Source organism: Sphingomonas sp. DC1600-2, assembly GCF_049897605.1.
Classification (GTDB): domain Bacteria; phylum Pseudomonadota; class Alphaproteobacteria; order Sphingomonadales; family Sphingomonadaceae; genus Sphingomonas.
In genome coordinates, this window is the sequence record NZ_JAFCWO010000002.1 from 667,067 (window position 1) to 689,458 (window position 22,392).

The window sequence follows — 22,392 nt, forward strand, 5'->3', positions numbered from 1 at the left end:
CCGCGCAGCGGTGGACACGCTATCCGGCGGTGGAGTGCGGCCGTTACGCCGCCGACGCCGGTGTCGGCATCAGCGCGTTATCGATCTCGTTCGCGCGCTGATAGGCAGGCCGCTCCTGCACGCGCGCAAGATAGTCCTCAAAGGCCGCGCGCTTGGGCAGCGACCCGAATTGCACGCCCCAGGCCACTTGCGACCCGGCATAGACATCCGCTGCCGTAAAGGTGTCGCCCGCGAAATAGCGATGCGCAGACACCGCCTTTTCCAGAGTATCGACCGCCAGATCGTACGATCCGTACCCCGCCATGCGCTGCTGCGAATCGGTCGGCGTAACGCCAAGCGACCGGTTGGTGATCGCATGTTCGAGTGGCCCCGCCGCGAAGAACAGCCAGCGATAATAGTCCGCCCGCGCCGTCGTCGGCGGGGCCAGCCCGGCCTCGGGAAAGGCGTCGGCGAGATAGGCGCAAATCGCCGCGCATTCGGTGACGACATGCCCGTGATGGACGATCGCGGGCACTTTCCCCATCGGGTTGACCGACAAATACGGCTCCCCCTTCATCGTCGTGGCATAATCGAGCAGCACCGTTTCATAAGGTGCGCCGACTTCCTCGAGCATCCAGCGCGCGATCCGGCCGCGCGACATCGGGTTGGTGTAAAAGGTCAGGTCCGCCACGATCATTCTCCCCCAGATATCGCCCAGCGATTCTTCGGAACATTAGTGGAACGAAAGTCCCCTACCCGTCAAGATGCTGGTGCAGAAACGCGACCGTCCGCTCCCACGCCAAGTCAGCGGCGGGCTTGTTATAGCGTTCAGCCGAGGTGTCGTTGTTGAAGGCGTGATCGACGCCGTCATAGGTATATGCAGTCACGTCCTTGCCCGCCGCCTTCAACGCGGCAACCCACGGCACGCCGGTTGCCGCGACGCGCGCATCCTTACCCGCATAATGCAGCAGCAAGGGGGCCGCGACCGCCCCCGCCTCGGCCGGATCGGGTGCCGGGCCATAATAAGCGACACCCGCCGCCAACGCGTTGCCCGCCGCCACGGCAACACGATTGACCAGCGCCCCGCCCCAGCAAAAGCCGATAATGCCAACCTTGCCGTTCGCGCCCGGCTGCGCCGACATTGCGCCGATCGTGGCGACGGCTTCCCCGGTGATCGCGGTAAGATCAGCCTTGCCAATCATGTCGCGGGCGAGGTTCTCGTCGACGGGAGTGCCACCCTGGTCGCTCAGAAAATCGGGCGCGACCGCCTGAAAGCCGGCCAGCGCCACACGCCGGGCGACATCTTCGATATGCGGGGTCAGCCCGCGATTTTCATGCACGACAATGACCGCGCCAGCGTGTTTCGCATCCTTGGGTGCCGCGAAATAGCCGGTCAATTGCTTGCCCGGCCCGATCGCATAGGGACCTTTGCGCGTCACCAGCGCCGGGTCATCGGGCTGGGTGATCGAAGCGGCGGCGGGCGAAGCCGCAATCCCGGCGATCAGCACTTCGGCAGCAGCGACCGATCCGACCAGGCCGACCATTTCGCGCAACAGGGCGCGGCGGTCGCGATGCTCATGCGTGAAGGCGTCGTAAATCTGGATAGCGCGATCGCGGATATCGGGCATGAGCATTCCTCAAACGATTCGCCCCCCGGCACTTCGCCAAGCTACCCCGTCAAACCGCGCGATACCACCACACGCCGTCCTCGATCGTCTTCACCGCGCGCCCTTCGACCTCCAGCCGCCGGACATGCGCCAGCGCTTCGCCCGTCGCCATGCCGAGCATGTCGGGCCCGATCGCGCGCCGGAACAGCCGCCCGAAACAGTCGATCGCGCGGCGCGGTTCGGCCAGAAACACTTCCAGTTCGTCGAGCCGCTCGCGATGTTCGCGGTCCATCGCATCGAGCCGCGCGTGCAAGCCGGTGAATGGATCGCCATGTCCCGGCAGCACCAGCACATCGTCGGGCAATGCCTTCAACCGCGCGATCGAGTCGAACCATTCGCCCAGCGGATCGGCCGCAGGCTCGGTCACGCCGAGCGAAACATTCGGGCTGATCCGCGGCAACACCTGGTCGCCCGAGATCAGCACCTTGCCGACGGGATCGTACAGACAGGCATGTTCGGGGCTGTGACCCGACCCGACAACCACCTGCCACTCGACCGCGCCGATCAGCCGCGTATCGCCATGCTGGATGCGGGTATAGCCGAGTGGCAGCGGCGTGACGATCCGGCGGAACCCCGCCCAGCCACGCTCGCTGGCATGGGCGATCTGCGCATCGTCCCACCCCGCGCCACGCCAAAAGGCGATCATCTCATGCGGCACCGCATCGCGCGCATCGGCGACCAGCATCCGCGCGGTCAGCCATTCGCCGCGCGTCATCACCAGCGGGCAGCCATGCGTGTCGCATATCCAGCCCGCCAAACCGATATGATCGGGATGGAAATGCGTGCCGACCATCTGCGTCACCCGCACGCCCGCCAAAGGCCCCCGCCCCAAAGCCTCCCACGCCGCACGCGCCTCGGGCGTGTTCATGCCGGTATCGACCAGCGCCACGCCAGCCGCATCGTCGAGCAGCCAGCAATTGACATGCTTGAGCGGTCCCGGAACGTGCAGCCGCACCCAGCCGATGCCGGGGGCCACACGCATCACCGTGCCGGGCGCTGGCTCGGCCCCGCCATACGGATAGGTCAGCCCCTTATGGCTGGTCGGGACGAAGCTCTGCTCGACCGGGACGGCCGCCTCTGCAATGGACATGCGATCGGTTAGCGCGGGGTGCCGTACCAAGTCACGCATTTCCTCAGGCAAGGAGCGTCGCCTCCTCGCCCAGCAACAGCCGCAGCACCTCGTCGGGCGATTCGAACATGATGTCCGGATTCAGCCGCGCCAGCCCGTCGCGATTGGCATAACCCCACAACACCGCGCCCGAACAGATGCCGACCTTCTTCGCCGCCACCACGTCGCGCGTCTCGTCGCCGATCGAGATGACATGCTCGATCGCCACCTTGCTCTTGCGCAACACCCGGCGATAGCGCGGTGCCTTGCCGAACAAGGATGCGCCGCATTCGAACCATTCGATCAACGCGGCATTTTCGGGGCCAAGGATGGCACGGGCATTATGCTCGGCATTGGAAGTGACCAGCGCCATGCGCACGCCATTGTCCGCCAATTGCCGCAGCAACGGCGTAACGCCCTCGAACAAGGCGATCCGGTCGGTCTGCTCGGCCAACAGGCGATGGAGGTAGCGCCCGATCTTGGGCAATTTCCAGCGCGGAATGCCGAGATGGCGGATCACCTCCCCCGAGGTGCGCCCGCGCAAGGACGCAACCTCCTCGGGGGCGACCTTGCGGAACTTGAACCGGTCGGCGAGATGATCGGCGACCGACAGGAACCAGTCCCCGCTATCGGCCAGCGTTCCGTCGAAATCGAAGATCACCAAACGATAGCGCGGATCGGACATGGTCACCTCAGCGCGATTGCGAGGAGCGGCGATGGCCGCGCTTGCCGTCATCCCCCTGGGGAACCGGTGCGCTGCGAATGGTCACCAGCTCCGCTCGTGTCGCCGCGCCGTCCTTATTGGTGTCGAAACGGTCGAACAGGCTCGAAAACTGCGCCTGCAATTCGGCGAGCGTGATGCGGTTGTCGCCATCGCTGTCGATGGCGAACGGGCTCGGCAGCGCATTGCGATCCCCCAGCCATTTGAGCGCCCAGTCGCTATAGTCGATATAGCCGATCGAGCCCTTATGCGCGCTGTCGGCATCGGCGAAGCTGCGCGCGATACAGGCACTGAGCTCGGCGCGGGTGGTGCGCCCGTCGCCGTCACTGTCGCACGCGGCGATGAGCATTGCGGCCGGCTCGACCACGATCGTCGCTGCTGGCTGACGGGCTGGCGGGGGAGTGACGACGGGTACGGTTTGCGCCGATAGCGGTGCCGCCATCAACAGCAGCATCGCTCCGGCGCGCACGACCATCATTTCGTCAAACCCGCAAAATCGCTCTCGTTAAGATAGTGGGTATAGCTTTCCAGCCCCTTGGAAGCCGCCGGATTGGACAGCAGTTCCTTCATCGCGATCTTGCCCAGCGCGCCCCCGGCCGCTTCAAATCCGGCACGACTTCTCGCCTTGAACAGCGGACGCGCCTCCTTTGCGCAGTCGACCACCATCAATCGCGTGAAAAGCACCGCCATTTTTTTGTCGGCCTCAATCTGCCCGGCGGAATCGACCTTGATCAGATCCGCCATCTGCGGTGCCGAACTCATGGCACCTAACATCCAGCGTGCGACCGCGATTCGGTCAGCGCCGGTAGTCTTGTCGACGAAGCACTGCCCAAGCACGGTCGCCTGTTCGGCTAGCTTGGCATCATCAGGAACCGACGCTTGCGGACTCGCCGCAGCAGCCAAGGCAGCAACCATCATAAGAATCGTCATGCTTCGCTCTTCCCCGCGTTCGGCAGCAACAGACTGGCATCGCCATAGCTGTAGAATCGATAGCCGTCTCGCACCGCATGGGCATAGGCCGCTTGCATCTGCTCGGTGCCCATCAACGCGCTGACCAGCATGAACAAAGTCGATCGCGGCAAGTGGAAATTGGTGACGAGGCCGTCGATACCGTTGAAGCGATAGCCCGGCGTGATGAAGATCGCTGTGTCGCCCTCGAACGGGCGAATCACCCCGTCGGCACCGGTAGCACTCTCGATCAGGCGCAGACTGGTGGTGCCGACCGCGATCACGCGCCCGCCACGGGCGCGCACCGCGTTGAGCCGGTCGGCGGTGGCGGCATCGATGCGTCCCCATTCGGCGTGCATCTTGTGGTCGAGCGTATCGTCGGCCTTGACCGGAAGGAAGGTGCCCGCCCCGACGTGCAGCGTCAGCGTGGCGTGCTCGACGCCTGCCTCCCCAAGCTTCGCCATCAGCGCGGGCGTGAAGTGGAGCGCCGCAGTCGGAGCCGCCACCGCGCCTTTTTCGGCAGCGAACATCGTTTGATAATCGTCGGCATCCTGCGCGTCCGCCGGGCGGCGCGCGGCGATATAGGGCGGCAGCGGCATGCGTCCGGCGCGTTCCAGCAGCAATTCGACCGGCTCCTCGCCCGCGAAATCGAGCGCGAAGCTACCATCCTCGCCGCGATCGCGCGCATAAGCGGTGACACCGCTGCCGAAATCGATTTCGTCGCCATCGCGCAGCCGCCGCGCATTGCGGATGAAGGCGCGCCAGCGCCGCGGCCCCTCGCGCTTGTGCAGGGTCGCACCGATCCGCGAATCGCCGCGCGTCCCCTCCAATTGCGCGGGGATCACGCGCGTGTCGTTAAACACCAGCATGTCGCCCGCGCGCAATGCGTCGGGCAGATCGCCCACATGGCGGTCGAGGAGGGCATTCCCCTCGACCACGAGCATTCGGGCGCTGTCGCGCGGCGACGCCGGGCGCAGTGCGATCCGCTCCGGCGGCAAGACAAAGTCGAACAGATCGACCTTCATGACGGTACTCCCCCCGTCGTGGCAGGTATCAGCGGCTCAGGCCGCCTTTTTCTTCGGCGCTGCCTTGGGTGCGGGCTTCAGCACCGGCTGGCTCGGCGCGAGCGTAGCCGGGGCAGCGACCGGCGCGGGCGGCGGCGGCGGCGCATAAGCGGGGGGATTGTCCGCCGCGATATAAGCATGGAGAATCCGCGACGGGTGCACCGGCGGCTCACCGCGCGCGATCGCATCGACATAGTCCATGCCCGAGATGACCCGGCCGAACACAGTATATTTGCGGTCGAGCTTCATTGTCGGACTGAACACGATGAAGAACTGGCTGTTGGCGCTGTTTTCGGCCTTGGTCACTTCCTCGACGGTGGCACCCTCGGCCGATCCTTCGCGCGCCGCCGACACCGCGCCACGCACATGTGGCAGCCAGTTGAACTCGGCTGGCACGTTGGGCAGCGTCGATCCACCGGTGCCGTCGCCCTTCGGGTCGCCGGTCTGCGCCATGAAGCCTTCGATCACGCGGTGAAACAGCAGCCCGTCATAGAAATGCTGGCGGGTCAGCGTCTTGACGCGCTCCACCATCTTGGGCGCGGCATCGGGGCGCAGCCAGATGACCACACGGCCACCGGTCGACAGGTCGAGATAGAGCAAATTCTCCGGGTCGCTCGCCGAGGGGATATCGGGCCGCCCAACGGCGGTGACGACAGCGCTCTTCGGGTCCGGCTTCTTTTTGGCGGCAAAGGCGGGCCCAGCGACGAACGCGAGGATGAAGACCAGAAGGGTGGTAACGAAACGCATCATTTCCCCGCGAAAAACTCGGTGTGGACCCGCGCTTAGACCAAGTCGCCGCTTGCGCCAATCTGAACGTGGCGCGCGAAAGCGACCATATTAGGGCTGAGTGCCCTTGCGGCCGATCTTATCGACCCGTGCGGCAAGTTCCGCCGCCACGGTCGGGCTGACGAAACGGTCGATCGGGCCGCCATAAAGCGCGATTTCCTTGACCAACCGGCTGGCAATTGGCTGCAACGAGACATCCGCCATGAGGAACACCGTCTCGATACGCGGGTTGATCGCCCGGTTCATGCCCGTCAGCTGATACTCATATTCGAAATCGGTCACCCCGCGCACGCCGCGCAAGATGATGCTCGCGCCCTGCGCCGCCGCGAAATCCATCAGCAGCGAATCGAAGCCGACGACGCTGACCCCCGCGATCCCTGCGGTCTCGCGCTCCATCATGGCGATCCGTTCGGCATCCGAGAACATCGGCGATTTGGAGGCATTGGTGGTCACGCCGATCACCAGCCGGTCGACCAACGCCGCGCCGCGCCGGATGACGTCCATATGCCCCAGCGTCACCGGATCGAACGTACCCGGATAGACCCCGGTGCGGATCGTCAACGGTCGCGCTCGAGCGTGAAGCGCGCAATGTCGCGCAACAGATCCGCCTCGGGGCCAAAGGCATGGAGATGTTCGATCGCCTGATCGACCAGCATCCGCGCTTGTTCGCGGGCACGATCGAGGCCGAGCAGCGACAGGAAGGTTTCCTTGCCCGCGCCCTCATCCTTGCCGAGCTTCTTGCCGACTGCAGCCTCGTCGCCCTCGACATCGAGGATGTCGTCGGCAATCTGGAAAGCGAGCCCCACGTCACGGGCATAGCCGCGCAAGCCTGTGCGCCCTTCGGGTGGCACCTTGGCGAGGATCGCGCCCGCTTCGACCGAACAGGCGATCAGCGCGCCGGTCTTCAGCGCCTGCAATCGCGTGACGGTCGGCAAATCGAAGGTCGATTTCTCGGCCTCCAGATCCATTGCCTGTCCACCCGCCATGCCCGCCGGGCCCGCTGCGCGTGCCAGATCGAGCACAAGTTCGCTGCGCACGAAGGGGTCGGGATGCGTGCTCGGGTCGGCCAGAATTTCGAAGGCCAGCGCATGCAGCGAATCGCCTGCCAGGATCGCGGTCGCCTCGTCGAACGCGCGATGGACGGTCGGCTTGCCGCGCCGCATGTCGTCGTCGTCCATCGCGGGCAAATCGTCATGGATCAGGGAATAGACATGGATGCACTCGATCGCCGCACCCGACCGGCCGACCGCATCCCGGTCGAGATTGAACAAGCGCCCGGTCGCGAACACCAGCAGCGGGCGCAGGCGCTTGCCCCCGCCAATCGCGGCATGGCGCATCGCCCGATACAGGTTGGCCCGCGGATCCTCGGGGATCGCCAGAAACTGGTCGAGCCGGCGATCGATATCGGCACCGACTTCGGACAAAGCTGCGGCAAGCGTCAGGGACGAAGCGGTCATGCCCTCAACCCGCGGCAAAGGGCTGCGTGCCGATGGCACGCCCCTCGCTGTCGGTGCGGATCGCCTCGATCCGCGCCTGGGCCGCATTAAGCCGCTCGTCACAGCGACGGCGCAATTTGTCCCCGCGCTCATAGAGCGCAATTGCCTGGTCGAGCGGCGCATCGCCACTCTCGAGCCTCGCCACGATCCCCTCCAATTCCTTTAACGCCGCTTCGAACGACAGCTCTTCGATCGCTATATCCATTTGTCAGCTATGCGGCAGGCGAGTGTTTGGGGTCAAGGATACGCTAGGGCCGCAATGCGTTTGTCGTGCAATTCGCAATAAGGAACTTCCCGCATGTTCACCAGCATCGATCCGGCAACCGGAACGCCAGGCCCGTCTTACCGCGAGCTGACCGGCGATGAGATCGAAACCAAATTGACGCGGGCACAGGATGCTTTCCAGGAGTGGCGCGTCACCGATTACGCCACGCGCACCGCCCTGCTCGAGCGAATCGCCGAGCAGTTCGATGCCAACACCCGTCGCCTCGCCGAGATCGCGACGCGCGAAATGGGCAAGACGCTGAAATCGGCAATCGCCGAGGTCGAGAAATGCGCGGCGGGATTCCGCCATTATGCGCAGGAGGGCCCGGCGATGCTGGTGCCGAGTCCGGTCCAGGGAGGGACCGCGACCTGGCACCCGATGGGTCCGGTGCTGGCGGTGATGCCGTGGAATTTCCCCTATTGGCAAGTCGTCCGCTTTCTCGCGCCGACGATCATGGCGGGCAATGTCGGCCTGCTGAAACACGCCTCCAACGTGCAGGGCGTCGCCGCTGCGATCGAGGAGATGGTGATCGCCGCCGGAGCCCCTGTCGGCCTGTTCCAGAATTTGCCGATCAAGTCGGACAAGGTCGCTGCCCTCATCGCCGACGACCGCATCGTCGCGGTCACGCTCACCGGCAGCGAGGGCGCGGGCATGAAGGTCGCGGAGGCGGCGGGCCGGGCGCTCAAGAAGGTCGTGCTCGAACTGGGTGGCTCGGACCCGTTCATCGTCATGCCCTCCGCCGATCTCGATCTCGCCGCCAAGACCGCAGTGACCGCGCGCATCCAAAATACCGGCCAGTCGTGCATCTGCGCCAAGCGCATGATCGTTCACGCCGACGTGTATGATGCTTTTCTCGAAAAATTCTCGGCCGGGATGAAGGCGGTTGTCGCGGGCGATCCGATGGACGCCGCGACCGACATGGGCCCCTTGTCGAGCGACGCACAGCTTCAGACTGTGCTGGACCAATTGCAGATGTTCCGCGAGGCCGGTGCCAAGTTGCTGTTCGGCGGAGAGCCCTTGCCCGGCAAGGGGGCCTATCTGTCGGCGGGGATCCTCGTCGACGTGCCCGCCGACCATGCCGTCGCGCGGGAGGAGGTGTTCGGGCCGGTGGCAATGCTGTTCAAGGCCGATGACATCGACGCTGCCATTGCCCTCGCCAATGCTGTGCCATTCGGCCTCGGCTCCTCGGTCTGGACCAACGATCCTGCCGAGCGCGCGCGCTTCGAACGGGATATCGAGGCCGGGATGATCGCAGTCAACGCAATGCTGGCTTCCACGCCGGGAGCACCGTTCGGCGGCATCAAGCGCTCGGGCCACGGGCGTGAATTGGGGCCCTATGGGTTGCACGAGTTCATGAATTTGAAGACGGTGATCGGCTGAGCCCCGCCGTTTCCTCCCCTCCCTGGGAAGGGAGGGGAGGAAAGCAGTGTCGACCTCCCCTCTTCCCGGATCAATCCAGCGTCAGTACGATCTTCCCGACATGCTCGCCCGCCTCCATCCGCGCATGCGCGGCGGGGGCTTCCGCGAGCGGGAAGGTGCGGTCCATCACCGGCTTCAGTCGCCCCGCCTCCACATGCGGCCACACCGTGCTGTGCAGTTCGTCGGCAACCAGACTCTTGAACGCCGTATCGCGCGGGCGCAGCGTCGATCCGGTCAAAGTCAGCCGCCTCCGCATGATGTCGAAGATGGGAATCGTCGCCATCAATCCGCCCTGCACCGCGATCGAGACATGGCGACCATCCTCGGCCAGGCATTTCAAGTTGCGCGGCACATAATCGCCGCCGACCATGTCGAGCACCGCCGCGCAGCCCTTGCCACCGGTAATCTCGGCGACGCGCTCGACGAAATCCTCGGTCTTGTAATTGATCGCATGCGCCGCGCCGAGCGCGACTGCCGCCGCGCATTTATCGTCCGAGCCAGCGGTGACGATCACCTCCAGCCCGAAGATCGCGCCCAAGGCGATCGCCATCGTGCCGATGCCGCTGGTGCCGCCATGCACCAGCACGGTGTCCCCCTCGGTCGCATAAGCGCGTTCGAACAAATTGGTCCACACGGTGAACAATGTCTCGGGCAAGGCCGCCGCCTCGACCATCGACAGCGCGTTGGGCACGGGCAACACCTGCCCCGCTGCGACCGCGACATATTCGGCATAGCCGCCCCCTGCCAGCAGCGCACACACCGGCTGACCGGTCATGTCGATCGCGACCTCGGCCCCTTGCGCGACGATCGTGCCCGACACTTCCAGCCCCGGGATCGACGGCGCGCCCGGCGGTGGCGCATATCCGCCCTTGCGCTGCAGCACGTCGGGCCGGTTCACGCCCGCCGCGACGACGCGGATCAACACTTCATCAACACGCGGCATCGGCACCGGGCGCTGCACCACGCGCAGCACCTCGGGCCCGCCCGGCACGTCCGGGTCGATCGCTCGCATCGTTGTCGGAATACCGTCCATCGGTCGTGCGCCCTGTTTTGCTTTGCGCGCCTTATTGACATGGCGCGCCGCCGGGTCAACGATCCTGCCTATGGACCTCGACGAGATTCTCCCGAAACGCGCGGGCGATCCGCTCGCCGCGCTGATCGTACAGGACCTTGACCCGCTGTCGGTCAAGGAACTGGAAGCGCGCATCGTCGCGCTGGAGGCGGAAGTGGCGCGCACCCGAGCAAAAATACAATGCGCGGTTAACCATCGGGCAAGCGCGAACGACCTATTCAAGTCATGAGGGGTTTCGTCGCGGGGCCGAGGAAATGCCGCGACGTGTTTCAAGTGCTTGATGCGGGCGTCCTGCCTTCCGACATAGCAGGAAAGGGCCGCCCGTCTTTCGTGGCCCGCATGGAGTAAATACAGATGCCATCCTTCGCCTCCGCGCTGGAAACCACGCTGCACAAGGCCTTAGAGGCCGCGTCGTCGCGCCGGCACGAATATGCCACGCTCGAGCACTTGCTGCTTGCCCTGATCGACGATGAACATGCCTCCAAGGTGATGCAATCGTGCGGGGTCGACACCGCCGAGCTGACCGCAACCGTAAAACACTATCTCGATACCGAGCTTGAGGCGCTGAAGGTCGATGCCGCGACCGACCCCTCGCCCACCAGCGGCTTCCAGCGCGTCGTCCAGCGCGCGATCCTCCACGTCCAGTCCTCCGGCCGCGACGAAGTGACCGGCGCGAACGTGCTGGTCGCGCTGTTCAGCGAGCGCGAGAGCTATGCCGTCTATTTCCTGCAGCAGCAGGATATGAGCCGTCTCGATGCCGTCAGCTTCATCAGCCACGGCGTCGGCAAGGGCACCGCTGCCCCCGAAGCCGCCCCGCCCAAGGGTGTCGATGAGGAAAAGCCCCAGAAACCTGGCGAGAAGGGCAAGAGCGAAAGCGCGCTCAAGCAATTCTGTGTCGATCTCAACGAGAAGGCCAAGAAGGGCAAGGTCGATCCGCTGATCGGTCGCGGCCCCGAGGTCGATCGCACCGTGCAGATCCTCTGCCGCCGGTCCAAGAACAACCCGCTGTATGTGGGCGATCCCGGCGTCGGCAAGACCGCCATCGCCGAGGGCCTGGCGCGCAAGATCGTCGAGGGCGAAGTGCCCGAGGTGCTGTTGCCAGCGGTCATCTATTCGCTCGACATGGGCGCGCTGCTGGCCGGCACGCGCTATCGCGGCGATTTCGAAGAACGGCTGAAAGCGGTCGTCACCGAACTTGAAAAGATGCCCGACGCGATCCTGTTCATCGACGAAATCCACACCGTGATCGGCGCGGGTGCGACCAGCGGCGGCGCGATGGATGCGTCGAACCTGCTCAAGCCTGCCCTTTCGGGCGGCACGATCCGCTGCATCGGCTCGACCACGTACAAGGAGTTCCGCAACCACTTCGAGAAGGACCGCGCGCTGCTGCGGCGCTTCCAGAAGATCGACGTCAACGAGCCGACGATCGAGGATACGGTCAAAATCCTGACCGGGTTGCGTTCGGCGTTCGAGGAGCATCACAAGGTCAAATACACCCCCGACGCGATCAAGTCGGCGGTGGAACTGTCCGCGCGCTACATCAACGACCGCAAGCTGCCCGACAAGGCGATCGACGTGATCGACGAAGTCGGTGCGATGCAGATGCTGGTGCCGCTCGCCAAGCGCAAGAAAACGATCACCTCACGTGAAATCGAGGCGGTGATCGCGACGATGGCGCGCATCCCACCGAAATCGGTCTCGACCGACGATACCAAGGCGCTCGAATCGCTCGAAACCGATCTGAAGCGCGTGGTGTTCGGGCAGAATGCGGCGATCGAAAAACTCGCCTCGGCGATCAAGCTGAGCCGGGCTGGCCTGCGCGACCCCGAAAAGCCGATCGGCAATTATCTGTTCACCGGCCCGACCGGCGTCGGCAAGACGGAAGTTGCCAAGCAACTCGCGCAGATCATGGGCATCCCGCTCCAGCGCTTCGATATGTCGGAGTATATGGAACGGCACTCGGTCAGCCGACTGATCGGTGCGCCTCCCGGCTATGTCGGGTTCGATCAAGGTGGTCTGCTCACCGATGCGATCGACCAGCAGCCGCATTCGGTGCTGCTGCTCGACGAGATCGAGAAGGCGCATCCCGATCTGTTCAACATCCTGCTGCAGGTGATGGACAATGGGCGCCTGACCGACCAGCACGGCAAGACGGTCGATTTCCGCAACGTCATCCTGATCATGACGACCAATGCGGGTGCCAGCGACATGGCGCGCGAGACATTGGGCTTCGGCAACCTCACCCGCGAGGGCGAGGATGAGCAAGCCGTGCAGAAGATGTTCACGCCCGAGTTCCGCAACCGTCTCGATGCGATCGTGCCGTTCGGCTATCTTCCGACCGAAGTCGTGGCGCGGGTGGTGGACAAGTTCATCCTCCAGCTCGAGCTGCAACTGGCCGACCGCAACGTCCACATCAACCTCGACGACGAGGCCAAGACGTGGCTCACCGCCAAGGGCTATGACAAGCTCTACGGTGCGCGCCCGATGGGCCGTTTGATCCAGGAAAAGATCAAGCAGCCGCTCGCCGAGGAATTGCTGTTCGGCAAGCTGGTCCATGGCGGCGAGGTGACGGTGAAGATGAAGGACGGCGCGCTGTCGTTCGAGATTACGGCCGCCCCGCCCAAGAAGCCCAAGAAAAAGGCGGCGGCCAAGATCGACAAGGATACCACGACGGCCAAGTGACCAAAACCGGCGGGTCGGCAGGAGTGCCGACCCGCTTTTTTTCAATCATACTGCGGATCCCATGCGGGGCGGAGCGCCGCCGCCTTCGGTTCTGGCTCTTGGCGATCCCTGTGCGGCGCGGCGAAATCGCCCTTCGCAACAATTTTTTGTCCTTTACGCTCTGTTTGGGTTCCTGGGCGTAGGGAGCAAGCATGTGCCGCGTGCTTTTATCCAGTCTCCTTGCAGTGATGTTGACGCTCTTTGCATCGGCGGCGCATGCTGAGCGACCGGGCGATACACTGCCGGTCTGCGTCACCCGCGCGCAAACGGGCATGACCCCGCTCCGGCTTTTCGCCGGCAAGACCGCGTTTGATTGCGTTTCTCCGCAAAGCGTTTTGCCCGGTGGCGACTATTGGGCGATTTCCTCGCCGGTCCACCGCACCGGCCCGCTTGCGATCCAGGTCGCCAGCCTTTGGCAAAAACGCATTACTTTCTATGCACTGTATGCCGATAGAACGGTCGTCTCCGCGTCGCTCGACCAACACGGGGCCGCGCGCCACCTCCAGCTCGGGGCGATTATCGAACAGTCCTTGCCCGAGCGCAACGCGCCGCTGTTGCGCGTGCTTTGGCATATCGAGGGGACTGGCAACATGCGCGGAATCTTGCGCGGCGCGCGGATCGTGAATCCGCAACAAAGCGTCGGCGCGAATTTGAAGATGGCGGGGCTCTACGGCGGCTTTGCCGGTCTCTGCATCGCGTTGCTCACCTATAATCTGGCGCTATGGGTGGCGCTTCGCTATCGGTTCCAGCTCGCTTACTGCGCGATGGTGACGGCGCTGCTGCTCTATGCGCTCTCGTCCTCGGGTGCCCTGGCCTGGGCCTGGCCTGATCTCGCCAATAACGACCGGATACGGATAAATTATCTTACGCTCGGTATTGCGGCGGTGGCCGCGTTCGCGTTTGCCCGGGCCTTTTTCGAGCCGCGCGTGTTCGGCGGATATCTCGGCCGGTTGGCGACGGTCGCTTCCGGCATAATGACGGTTGCGACGCTAGCCTTCGCTGTGTTCGCTCCAGTCGCACCCTATCTCACCGACCGCGCCTACACCTATGCTTTTCTAGCGCAAATGGGGGTTGCAGGACCCATTCTGTGGCGCGCATGGCGCTTGCGCAGCGACTATCTTGGAATGTTCGTTCTGGCCTGGGGTGCGCCGATCACGCTGGCATGCCTGCGGGCGTTCAGTTCGCTGGGCCTGATCGGCTGGAGCTTCTGGCTTGATAATTCGACGCTGGCTTCGATGACGATCGAGGCGCTTCTGTCGAGCATTGCGGTTGCCTATCGCATCCGCATGCTGAGCCGCGAACGTGATGTGGCGCGCGAACGCGAGATCGCCGCACTGCTGCTCGCCGACACCGATTCACTGACGGGATTGCTCAACCGCCGTGCCTTTCTGACCGAAGTTATCGGACGGTCCGGCGAGCAGACCTTGCTGATCGCCGACCTCGATCATTTCAAGCGCGTCAACGAAACGATCGGCCATGACGGGGGGGATGAGGTATTGCGGGTCTTCGCCCGTACGCTCCGCGAGTCGGTCCCACCGGAGGCGCTGGTCGCGCGAATCGGCGGTGAGGAATTTGCAATCGTTGCCCCCGCCGATATTCTGATCGAACCGCGCGCCATCCTGGAGAAACTGCGCGCCGGGCGCATGCCGTACGATGTGACCGTGACGGCGAGCATTGGCACTTGCACGGGCCCGCTGTTGCGCGAAGTCGACTGGAAGGCGCTGTACGCGTGTGCCGATCGTGCGTTGTTCGAAGCAAAGTCGGCAGGACGAGACCGCGTACGCGGTCGCCATTTGCCCGATCGCTGGGCAGCCTGACACGATTGGCGGACTTTCTTGCTCCGAATCGGAATTACCGATAGAATCGGGATGCAAAGGGGCTGGCCATGCGCAATCGCCGCATCACGATCGGAATCGTCGCAGCCCTCGCGCTGATCGCGGTCGTGCGCCACCCGAGCGCCGACATTCAGATTTTGACGCATGACGCTACGGATCGTGCGCCACATCAGGTAAAGGCGGCGCTGGACCTCGGGCTGGTTGCCATATCGGTACTCGTCACCTGGACGGGAGCTCATATCTCCTGACGCTTGCGGCGCGCGGGAAGGCTGCTTACACCCCTGTCAATGATCTCCGCTGAAGCCGTCTGGCGCCAATCCTACCGTCATCCAACCCCTTGGGAGAGCGCCTTTCCTGCGCTGTCGATGGTGGAATTGTTCGAGCGCTCCGCGCATGCGGCAGGCAAGGCTCCGTTGATCGATTTCCTGGGCCGGCACTTCAGTTATGCCGAGACGCTGGACGGAGCGAACCGCGTTGCGGCCGGCCTGCAAGCCTTGGGATATGGTCCGGGCGACCGGATCGGCCTGTTCCTGCCCAACGTGCCGCATTACCTCGCGGCCTATTATGGCATTCTCAAGATCGGCGCGACCGTCGTCAATTTTTCGCCGCTCTATACGGTGGCCGAGTTGGAGCATCAGGTCGCGGATTCGGGAACGCGCGTGCTGTTCACGCTCTCGGCCAGCGCGCTGCTGCCAACCGCGCTCAAGGTGCTCGACGGAAGCGGCCTGGAGCGCTTGATCGTCGGATCGATCGCCGGGGCGCTGCCAAGTGCGAAATCGATCCTCTATCGCCTGTTCAAGCGCGCCGAAGTCACGCCGCGCCCACACGACCCGCGCGTCATCGCGTTTTCGCATCTCATCGCCAATGACGGACGGTACACCCCTGCGACGATCGACCCCGAACGCGACGTGGCGCTGATCCAATATACCGGCGGCACCACTGGCGTGCCCAAGGGTGCCGCGCTGACGCACCAGAACCTGTCGGCCAATGCCCGGCAAGTGATGGGGATCGACCCGCACCCCGGCCCGCCCGACCGCATCCTCGGCGTGCTGCCGCTCTTCCACGTCTTCGCCAACACCTGCGTGCTCAACCGCACGGTGCTGAATGGCGGCTGCATCGTAATGCTGCCACGCTTCGAGGCGGGGGCTGTGCTGGCCGCCATCGGCCGCACCAAGGCGACCGCCCTGCCCGGCGTGCCGACCATGTATCAGGCGCTGCTCGACCATCCCAAGATCACGAGCACCGATTTCTCGTCGCTGCGCATCTGCATTTCCGGCGGCGCGCCGCTCGCCGCCGAATTGAAGGCCAAGTTCGAAAAGGTCACCGGGGCCGCCGTGGTCGAAGGCTATGGGCTGTCGGAAAGCTCGGGCGTGCTGTCGGCCAACCCGTATGAGGGCGAAGGCAAGACCGGAACGATCGGCCAGCCCATTCCCGGCACGCGGCTGCGGCTGGTCGACAAGGCCGATCCGACGCAGGATCCACCTGCCGGCGAGCCTGGCGAAATCGTCGCGATGGGCCCGCAAATCATGCAGGGCTATTGGCACCGGCCGGATGCCGATGCCGAGGTGTTCCTGACGACCGAGGAAGGCCGCTGGCTGCGCACCGGCGATGTCGGCACGATCGACGCGGACGGGTTCGTGCGGATCGTCGATCGACTTAAGGACATGATCGCGGTGTCGGGGTTCAAGGTCTTCCCCAGCCAGATCGAGGCGGTGCTGCATCATCATCCGGCGGTAAAGGAAGCGATGGTGATCGGCCTGCCCGATCCGTATCGTGGCGAGCAGCCGCGCGCCTATGTCACGCTGAACGAGGGTGCCGATGTTACGCCGGAGGCGCTGCGCGACTGGCTCAATCCGCAGCTTGGCCGCCATGAGCGAGTCGATGCCGTCGTGATCCGCCTGACCATGCCCAAGACGATGATCGGCAAGCTCAGCCGCAAGGATTTGATTGCCGAGGTGAAGGCGGAGAGCGATCCCCCTCCTTCCGCATAAGAAGCGAACTGGCCCGATCAGATCGAACCTCCTAAAGACCGTTGGAAACGATCCAAAGGGGCGCGCGGACAATGGCCAATCTGATCCTCCACGAAGATCCCGTTTCGGGGAATTGCTACAAAATCCGCCTAACGGCGGCGCATGTCGGCATTCCGCTCGAACGGCGCAGTTACGACATTCAAAAGGGCGAAACGCGCACCGCCGCCTTTCTCGACGGCGTGAACCCCAATGGCCGCATTCCGGTGCTGCAGATCGGCGACGATTATCTGCCCGAAAGCGGTGCCGCCTGCCTGTATCTGGCCGATGGATCGCCGCTGATCCCGCACGACCGCTTCGATCGCGCCGACATGCTGCACTGGATGTTTTGGGAACAATATAATCACGAGCCCAATGTCGCGACGCTGCGCTTCTGGCGCGCCTTCATCGGCGAAGACCGGCTGACCGATTTCCAGCGCACGCTCATCCCCGGCAAACAGGCGGCGGGCGAAGCCGCGCTGGCGCTGATGGACGCCCACCTTGCGCAAACGCCGTTCCTGGCGGCCGGGCGCTTCACCGTCGCCGACATTGCGCTCTACGCTTACACGCATGTCGCCGAGGACGGGGGCTTCGTCCTAAGCCGCTATCCGGCGGTCACGGCATGGCTCGCCCGCGTCGCAGAACAACCCGGACACGTGCCCATGTGACAGTTGCGTGAAGGTCCACGATTCCGATTGTAACATTCCGTCGCCATAGCTGGAGATCAGCCAAAGGTTTCGCGAAGGTTTCGACGCTATGGACGCTGTGACCAAGATTGCCATGGACGGTCTTTCGGGCGGGACGATTGCCGATTTTGCGGACTTCGCCAACTCGCATCCCGCCATCCCCGAGCGCGCAACGAGCGAACGCCGCCGTTATCGCACGATCTGGATCTCGGACATCCATCTCGGTACGCGCGGCTGCAACGCCGATATGCTGATCGACTTTCTCGACCATGTCGACAGCGAGCGGATGTATCTGGTCGGCGACATCATCGATGGCTGGCGGTTGAAGAAGCGGTTCTACTGGCCCGCCGCGCATAACGATGTGGTGTGGCGTCTGCTCAAACGCGCCAAGCGCGGCACCGAGGTGATCTACATCCCCGGCAACCATGACGAGGTGATGCGTCAGTTCACCGGGCTCGATTTCGGTGGCGTCGCAATCCGGCGCAAGGCGATCCACGAGACCGCCGACGGCCGCCGCCTGTTGGTGCTGCATGGCGACGAATTCGACGCAATCACGCTGGCGCATCGCTGGCTGGCGCATGTCGGCGATGTAGCGTATGAATTCATGATGGCTCTCAATCGCTGGGTGAATGCGTATCGTCGCTTCTTCAACTTGCCGTATTGGTCGCTGTCGAAGCACGCCAAGGCCAAGGTGAAGAACGCCGTGCAGTTCATCTCCAACTTCGAGGAGATCGTCGCGCAGGCTGCTGGTTCGCGCGGCGTTGATGGCGTGGTCTGCGGCCACATTCACACCGCCGAATTCCGCGATATCAACGGGGTCGAATATTATAACGATGGCGACTGGGTGGAGGGTTGCACCGCCTTGGTCGAACATTTCGACGGCCGGATGGAGTTGCTCCACTGGGCCGACGAAATCGCCGCGCGGGCAAAGGCCCGGCCCGTGGCGAAGATCGAGATGATGGCGGCCTGACCGGCGTGCGCATCGCGATCGCCACTGATGCGTGGAGCCCCCAGGTCAATGGAGTCGTGCGCACGCTGCAGGCCGTGCGCAGAGAATTGGAGCGCCAGGGGCATGAAGTCCTGATCGTCTCGCCCGATCTGTTCTATTCGCTGCCCTGCCCGACCTATCCCGAGATCCGCCTGGCCTTTGCCAGCACGGCGACCGTCGGCAAGATGCTTGCCGACTTTGCGCCGAATGCGATCCATCTGGCGACCGAAGGGCCCGTCTGCCTGGCGGCGCGGCGCTGGTGCCTGACGCGCGGCTTTCCCTTCACCACCGCCTATCACACGCAATTCCCCGATTATGTTTCGGCGCGCACCGGCGTGAACCCGGAATGGGTGTGGCGCTATATTCGCTGGTTCCATTGGCCGGCCCAATCGATCCTCGCCTCGACACCGTCGATCGCGGCAACGCTGAAGTCGCATGATCTCACCAAGATCCGGCATTGGGGGCGCGGCGTCGATCTGTCGATCTTCGGCCCGCATCTCGCGCCGCTTGCCGCTATTCAGGCGCTGAAGGATGCAGGTAAGGGCCCGATCCAGCTTTATGTCGGTCGCGTCGCGATCGAGAAGAATATCGAGGCGTTTTTGACCTCGAGCCATCCCGGCACCAAGGTGGTGGTGGGCGACGGCCCGGCGCGTGCGGCGCTGACCGCACGCTTCCCCGACGCGCATTTCCTGGGGCCGTTGTTCGGCGGCGATCTGGCCGCCGCTTACGCGTCGGCGGACGTGTTCGTCTTCCCCAGCCGCACCGACACGTTCGGGTTGGTGATGATCGAGGCGCTGGCATGCGGTACGCCCGTCGCAGCTTTCCCGGTGACGGGGCCGGTCGATGTGCTCAACCCTGCGGTCGGCGTCATGGACGAGAATCTCGATACCGCGATCGCCACCGCGCTCACGCTCGATCGTACCGCCTGCGCGGCCTATGGCCAGACCTTCACCTGGGAAGCGAGTGCCCGACAGTTTCTCGGTGCCCTGGTCCCGGTCGATCATCCCGAGGCGATTGCTGCTTAAGGAGGAAAGCGACACGCTTGCCCTCCCTTCACAACCGCTCTACACTGATGGTCAGAATAAGCGGCCGCTCCGAAAGGGGCGGCCCTTTCCGTTTTTAAGGAGTTTTCCGTGGCCCAGCCGCTCATGCCGCACGCGACCGCGTCCTGGCTCGTCGACAATACATCGCTCAGCTTCGAGCAAATCGCCGAATTTTGCGGCCTGCATATCCTGGAAATCCAGGCGATCGCCGATGACACCGCCGCGACCAAGCTGACCGGTCGCGACCCGATCCGCGCGCACGAACTGACCCAGGCCGAAATCGACAAGGGGCAAGCGAACCCCGATTATCGCCTGCAGATCCTCAAAGGACCAGAGCAGGTCCGCCGCACCAAGGGGCCGCGCTACACGCCGGTGTCGAAGCGGTCGGACAAGCCCGACGGCATCGCCTGGGTGATCCGCAACCACCCCGAAATCAGCGACGGCGCGATCAGCAACCTGATCGGCACGACCCGCACCACCATCGCCGCGATCCGCGACCGCAGCCACTGGAACATCGCCAATATCACGCCCAAGGACCCGGTGACGCTGGGCCTGACGACGCAGCGCGAGCTCGACGCGGCCGTGTCCAAGGCGGCGAAGGCGGCTGGGCTCGAAGCCCCGGTCGACACCCGGCTGGAAGGCGACCGCGAGGCGCTGATCACCGAACTGCGCGCGCAACGCGACCAGCTTTCGCGCGATGCCGAAGCGGCTGAGCATGGCGAAACCGCCAAGCCCGCCGAACCCACTGCCGAGACGCTGTTCAAGCGCTGAAAACCCTTCTCCCCTCCCGGGAAGGGAGGGGTTGGGGGTGGGTTGCTCTCGGGGGAGCGCCGCGCTCTCCTTATGCCGACCCACCCCCGGCCCCTCCCTTACAGGGAGGGGAGGAAGCAAGATGACCCAACCGCCCCGTTTCGCCTTCACCATCCACGCCACCGACGGCAAAGCCCGCACCGGTGAAATCGCGATGCGCCGGGGCACGATCCGCACGCCCGCCTTCATGCCGGTCGGCACCGCCGCCACCGTCAAGGGCGTGAAACCAGCCGACGTCCGTGCGGCGGGGGCCGACATCATCCTCGGCAACACTTATCATCTGATGCTGCGCCCCGGAGCCGAGCGCGTGGCGCGCTTGGGCGGGCTGCACGGCTTCATGGGCTGGGATCGCCCGATCCTGACCGATAGCGGCGGCTATCAGGTGATGAGCCTCAGCGACCTGACCAAGCGCGACGAGAATGGCGTGACCTTCAAGTCGCATCTCGACGGCACCCGTCACACGCTCAGCCCCGAACGCTCGATCGAAATCCAGCGGCTGCTCGGCTCAGACATCGTCATGGCGTTTGACGAACTGGTGCCGACCACGTCGCCCCCCGAAGTGCAATCCGCCGCGATGGCGCGCTCGATGCGCTGGGCAAAGCGCAGCCGCGACGCGTTCGACAGCGGCGGTGGCCATGCCGAAAATGCGGCGATCTTCGGCATTCAGCAGGGCGCGCTGGACCAGACATTGCGTGGGGATAGCGCGGCGGCGCTGATCGACATCGGCTTCGATGGCTATGCCGTCGGTGGCCTTGCCGTCGGCGAGGGACAGGAGGCGATGTTCGGCTGCCTTGATTTCGCCCCCGGCCAATTGCCCGCCGACAAGCCGCGCTATCTGATGGGCGTGGGCAAGCCGACCGACATTGTCGGCGCGGTCGAACGCGGCATCGACATGTTCGATTGCGTGCTGCCGACCCGCTCGGGCCGCACTGGCCAGGCCTTTACGCGCGGTGGCCCACTCAACATCCGCAATGCCAAGTTCGCCGAGGACACCGGCCCGCTCGACCCGACCTGCGCCTGCCCGGTGTGCGCGACCTGGAGCCGCGCCTATCTGCATCATCTGGTACGATCGGGCGAAATGCTGGGCGCGATGTTGATGACAGAGCACAACCTTTGGTTCTATCAAGCGCTGATGGCCGATCTGCGCCGCGCGATTGCCGAAGGACGGCTCAAATCCTTCGCCGATACGTTCCGGCAGGAGTATCGAAGCCAAAGCGAGAGGGACCAATGAGCGAAATCAACGAAATCGAAGCCGCCGCCCGCGACCATAAGCGCGTGCGCGATGCGGCTGAAGCCAAGTCGGAAAAAGGCGGCAATTGGCCCCTCACCCCGATCGCCATCGGCGTCGGCGTGGGATCGGCGGCCTTGGCGGCGGTCTTGCTCTATGTGAACCGGCCCAAGAAGAACTAGCGCGCACCCTTGCCCCCGGTGTCTCCCCTCCCTGGAAGGGAGGGGCCGGGGGTGGGTTGCTCTCGATAGAGAACAACCTCACCCAACAGGCCGACCCACCCCCTAACCCCTCCCTTCCAGGGAGGGGGTATAGTGATAGCGGGCGGAAATTGCATCTGTGACCACACCCGCCGGGTAGCATTCAGGTGACGGTCTGCGAATAGAGGCTGTTCAAGATCGGCAATGCCCCTTCGGCCAAAAGATGCATGTTGGACTTGCTTCAGAAAAGTGGAGAGTTTTCCTGAGGTGAAAGGCAAACTCGATGACGAAGCAACGACGGTTTACAAAGGAATTCGAGGACGAGGCGGTCCGGCTGGTGGCGACCAGTG

24 protein-coding genes are annotated in these 22,392 nt (G+C 64.3%); 12 read left to right on the plus strand and 12 right to left on the minus strand.

Translation table 11 applies throughout. The annotated features are described in order from the left end of the window. Window positions 1–43 precede the first annotated feature (43 nt). From ACP7BL_RS06675 to ACP7BL_RS06725, 11 genes are all read right to left on the minus strand, one after another. The gene (locus ACP7BL_RS06675) at window positions 44–676 is read right to left on the minus strand and encodes a glutathione S-transferase family protein (RefSeq protein WP_341202964.1); all 633 of its coding nucleotides are present in this window, start codon (window positions 674–676) and stop codon (window positions 44–46) included. A 55-nt stretch (window positions 677–731) separates the two neighbouring features. Beyond that, a complete protein-coding gene (locus tag ACP7BL_RS06680) occupies window positions 732–1,607 on the minus strand; it encodes a dienelactone hydrolase family protein (protein WP_426257916.1) in 876 nt (291 codons plus the stop codon). Window positions 1,608–1,656: 49 nt separating this feature from the next. Further along, entirely contained in the window at window positions 1,657–2,736 is a 1,080-nt protein-coding gene (locus ACP7BL_RS06685; protein ID WP_426257917.1) for an MBL fold metallo-hydrolase, read from the minus strand. Between the two features lie 43 nt (window positions 2,737–2,779). Next, window positions 2,780–3,439, minus strand: coding sequence for an HAD hydrolase-like protein (locus tag ACP7BL_RS06690; protein ID WP_033966048.1), 660 nt, complete (start codon window positions 3,437–3,439; stop codon window positions 2,780–2,782). Between the two features lie 7 nt (window positions 3,440–3,446). Next, window positions 3,447–3,953, minus strand: coding sequence for an EF-hand domain-containing protein (locus ACP7BL_RS06695; RefSeq protein WP_426257918.1), 507 nt, complete (start codon window positions 3,951–3,953; stop codon window positions 3,447–3,449). Then, window positions 3,950–4,405, minus strand: a complete 456-nt coding sequence (locus ACP7BL_RS06700) for a hypothetical protein (RefSeq protein ID WP_137902795.1) — start codon at window positions 4,403–4,405, stop codon at window positions 3,950–3,952. Before ACP7BL_RS06700 ends, ACP7BL_RS06695 begins: the two co-directional genes overlap by 4 nt. Beyond that, on the minus strand, window positions 4,402–5,448 hold the full coding sequence (queA, locus tag ACP7BL_RS06705) for a tRNA preQ1(34) S-adenosylmethionine ribosyltransferase-isomerase QueA (RefSeq protein ID WP_426257919.1): 1,047 nt from the start codon (window positions 5,446–5,448) through the stop codon (window positions 4,402–4,404). Before queA ends, ACP7BL_RS06700 begins: the two co-directional genes overlap by 4 nt. Before the next feature lie 36 nt (window positions 5,449–5,484). Then, window positions 5,485–6,234, minus strand: a complete 750-nt coding sequence (locus tag ACP7BL_RS06710; RefSeq protein ID WP_171010523.1) for a peptidylprolyl isomerase — start codon at window positions 6,232–6,234, stop codon at window positions 5,485–5,487. A 90-nt stretch (window positions 6,235–6,324) separates the two neighbouring features. Beyond that, on the minus strand, window positions 6,325–6,828 hold the full coding sequence (gene coaD / locus ACP7BL_RS06715; RefSeq protein ID WP_171010524.1) for a pantetheine-phosphate adenylyltransferase: 504 nt from the start codon (window positions 6,826–6,828) through the stop codon (window positions 6,325–6,327). Window positions 6,829–6,830: 2 nt separating this feature from the next. Next, window positions 6,831–7,730 carry a polyprenyl synthetase family protein gene (locus tag ACP7BL_RS06720; RefSeq protein WP_033966036.1) on the minus strand — a complete coding sequence of 300 codons (900 nt, stop codon included), beginning with the start codon at window positions 7,728–7,730 and terminating at the stop codon, window positions 6,831–6,833. 4 nt (window positions 7,731–7,734) lie between these two features. After that, window positions 7,735–7,974, minus strand: a complete 240-nt coding sequence (locus ACP7BL_RS06725; RefSeq protein WP_033966035.1) for an exodeoxyribonuclease VII small subunit — start codon at window positions 7,972–7,974, stop codon at window positions 7,735–7,737. Window positions 7,975–8,067: 93 nt separating this feature from the next. Here ACP7BL_RS06725 and ACP7BL_RS06730 point away from each other — a divergent pair, with 93 nt between their 5' ends. Beyond that, window positions 8,068–9,414: an NAD-dependent succinate-semialdehyde dehydrogenase gene (locus ACP7BL_RS06730; RefSeq protein ID WP_426257920.1), complete on the plus strand. Its 1,347-nt coding sequence runs from the start codon at window positions 8,068–8,070 to the stop codon at window positions 9,412–9,414. Window positions 9,415–9,484: 70 nt separating this feature from the next. Here ACP7BL_RS06730 and ACP7BL_RS06735 read toward each other — a convergent pair whose 3' ends face one another. Next, a complete protein-coding gene (locus tag ACP7BL_RS06735) occupies window positions 9,485–10,486 on the minus strand; it encodes an NAD(P)H-quinone oxidoreductase (RefSeq protein WP_171010518.1) in 1,002 nt (333 codons plus the stop codon). 70 nt (window positions 10,487–10,556) lie between these two features. On the opposite strand from ACP7BL_RS06735, the gene ACP7BL_RS06740 reads away from it, so the two are divergent. From ACP7BL_RS06740 to ACP7BL_RS06790, 11 genes are all read left to right on the plus strand, one after another. Then, window positions 10,557–10,754 (plus strand): DUF1192 domain-containing protein, encoded by a 198-nt coding sequence (locus tag ACP7BL_RS06740; protein ID WP_033966031.1) that lies wholly within the window; start codon window positions 10,557–10,559, stop codon window positions 10,752–10,754. A gap of 125 nt (window positions 10,755–10,879) precedes the next feature. After that, window positions 10,880–13,207, plus strand: a complete 2,328-nt coding sequence (gene clpA, locus ACP7BL_RS06745) for an ATP-dependent Clp protease ATP-binding subunit ClpA (RefSeq protein WP_126847892.1) — start codon at window positions 10,880–10,882, stop codon at window positions 13,205–13,207. Window positions 13,208–13,434: 227 nt separating this feature from the next. After that, complete coding sequence (locus tag ACP7BL_RS06750; protein ID WP_426257921.1) at window positions 13,435–15,063, plus strand: diguanylate cyclase; 1,629 nt, start codon at window positions 13,435–13,437, stop codon at window positions 15,061–15,063. A 68-nt stretch (window positions 15,064–15,131) separates the two neighbouring features. After that, the gene (locus ACP7BL_RS06755) at window positions 15,132–15,329 is read left to right on the plus strand and encodes a hypothetical protein (protein WP_339561147.1); all 198 of its coding nucleotides are present in this window, start codon (window positions 15,132–15,134) and stop codon (window positions 15,327–15,329) included. Between the two features lie 39 nt (window positions 15,330–15,368). Further along, entirely contained in the window at window positions 15,369–17,072 is a 1,704-nt protein-coding gene (locus ACP7BL_RS06760; protein WP_426257922.1) for a long-chain-fatty-acid--CoA ligase, read from the plus strand. A gap of 71 nt (window positions 17,073–17,143) precedes the next feature. Next, a complete protein-coding gene (locus tag ACP7BL_RS06765) occupies window positions 17,144–17,755 on the plus strand; it encodes a glutathione S-transferase family protein (RefSeq protein ID WP_426257923.1) in 612 nt (203 codons plus the stop codon). Between the two features lie 88 nt (window positions 17,756–17,843). After that, entirely contained in the window at window positions 17,844–18,743 is a 900-nt protein-coding gene (locus ACP7BL_RS06770; protein WP_033966021.1) for a UDP-2,3-diacylglucosamine diphosphatase, read from the plus strand. Window positions 18,744–18,748: 5 nt separating this feature from the next. Continuing rightward, window positions 18,749–19,786: a glycosyltransferase family 4 protein gene (locus tag ACP7BL_RS06775; RefSeq protein ID WP_426257924.1), complete on the plus strand. Its 1,038-nt coding sequence runs from the start codon at window positions 18,749–18,751 to the stop codon at window positions 19,784–19,786. A 108-nt stretch (window positions 19,787–19,894) separates the two neighbouring features. Beyond that, window positions 19,895–20,575: a DUF1013 domain-containing protein gene (locus ACP7BL_RS06780; protein ID WP_033966017.1), complete on the plus strand. Its 681-nt coding sequence runs from the start codon at window positions 19,895–19,897 to the stop codon at window positions 20,573–20,575. 121 nt (window positions 20,576–20,696) lie between these two features. Beyond that, a complete protein-coding gene (tgt, locus tag ACP7BL_RS06785) occupies window positions 20,697–21,845 on the plus strand; it encodes a tRNA guanosine(34) transglycosylase Tgt (protein WP_426257925.1) in 1,149 nt (382 codons plus the stop codon). Continuing rightward, window positions 21,842–22,024, plus strand: a complete 183-nt coding sequence (locus ACP7BL_RS06790) for a hypothetical protein (protein ID WP_010404201.1) — start codon at window positions 21,842–21,844, stop codon at window positions 22,022–22,024. Before tgt ends, ACP7BL_RS06790 begins: the two co-directional genes overlap by 4 nt. Window positions 22,025–22,392 lie beyond the last annotated feature (368 nt).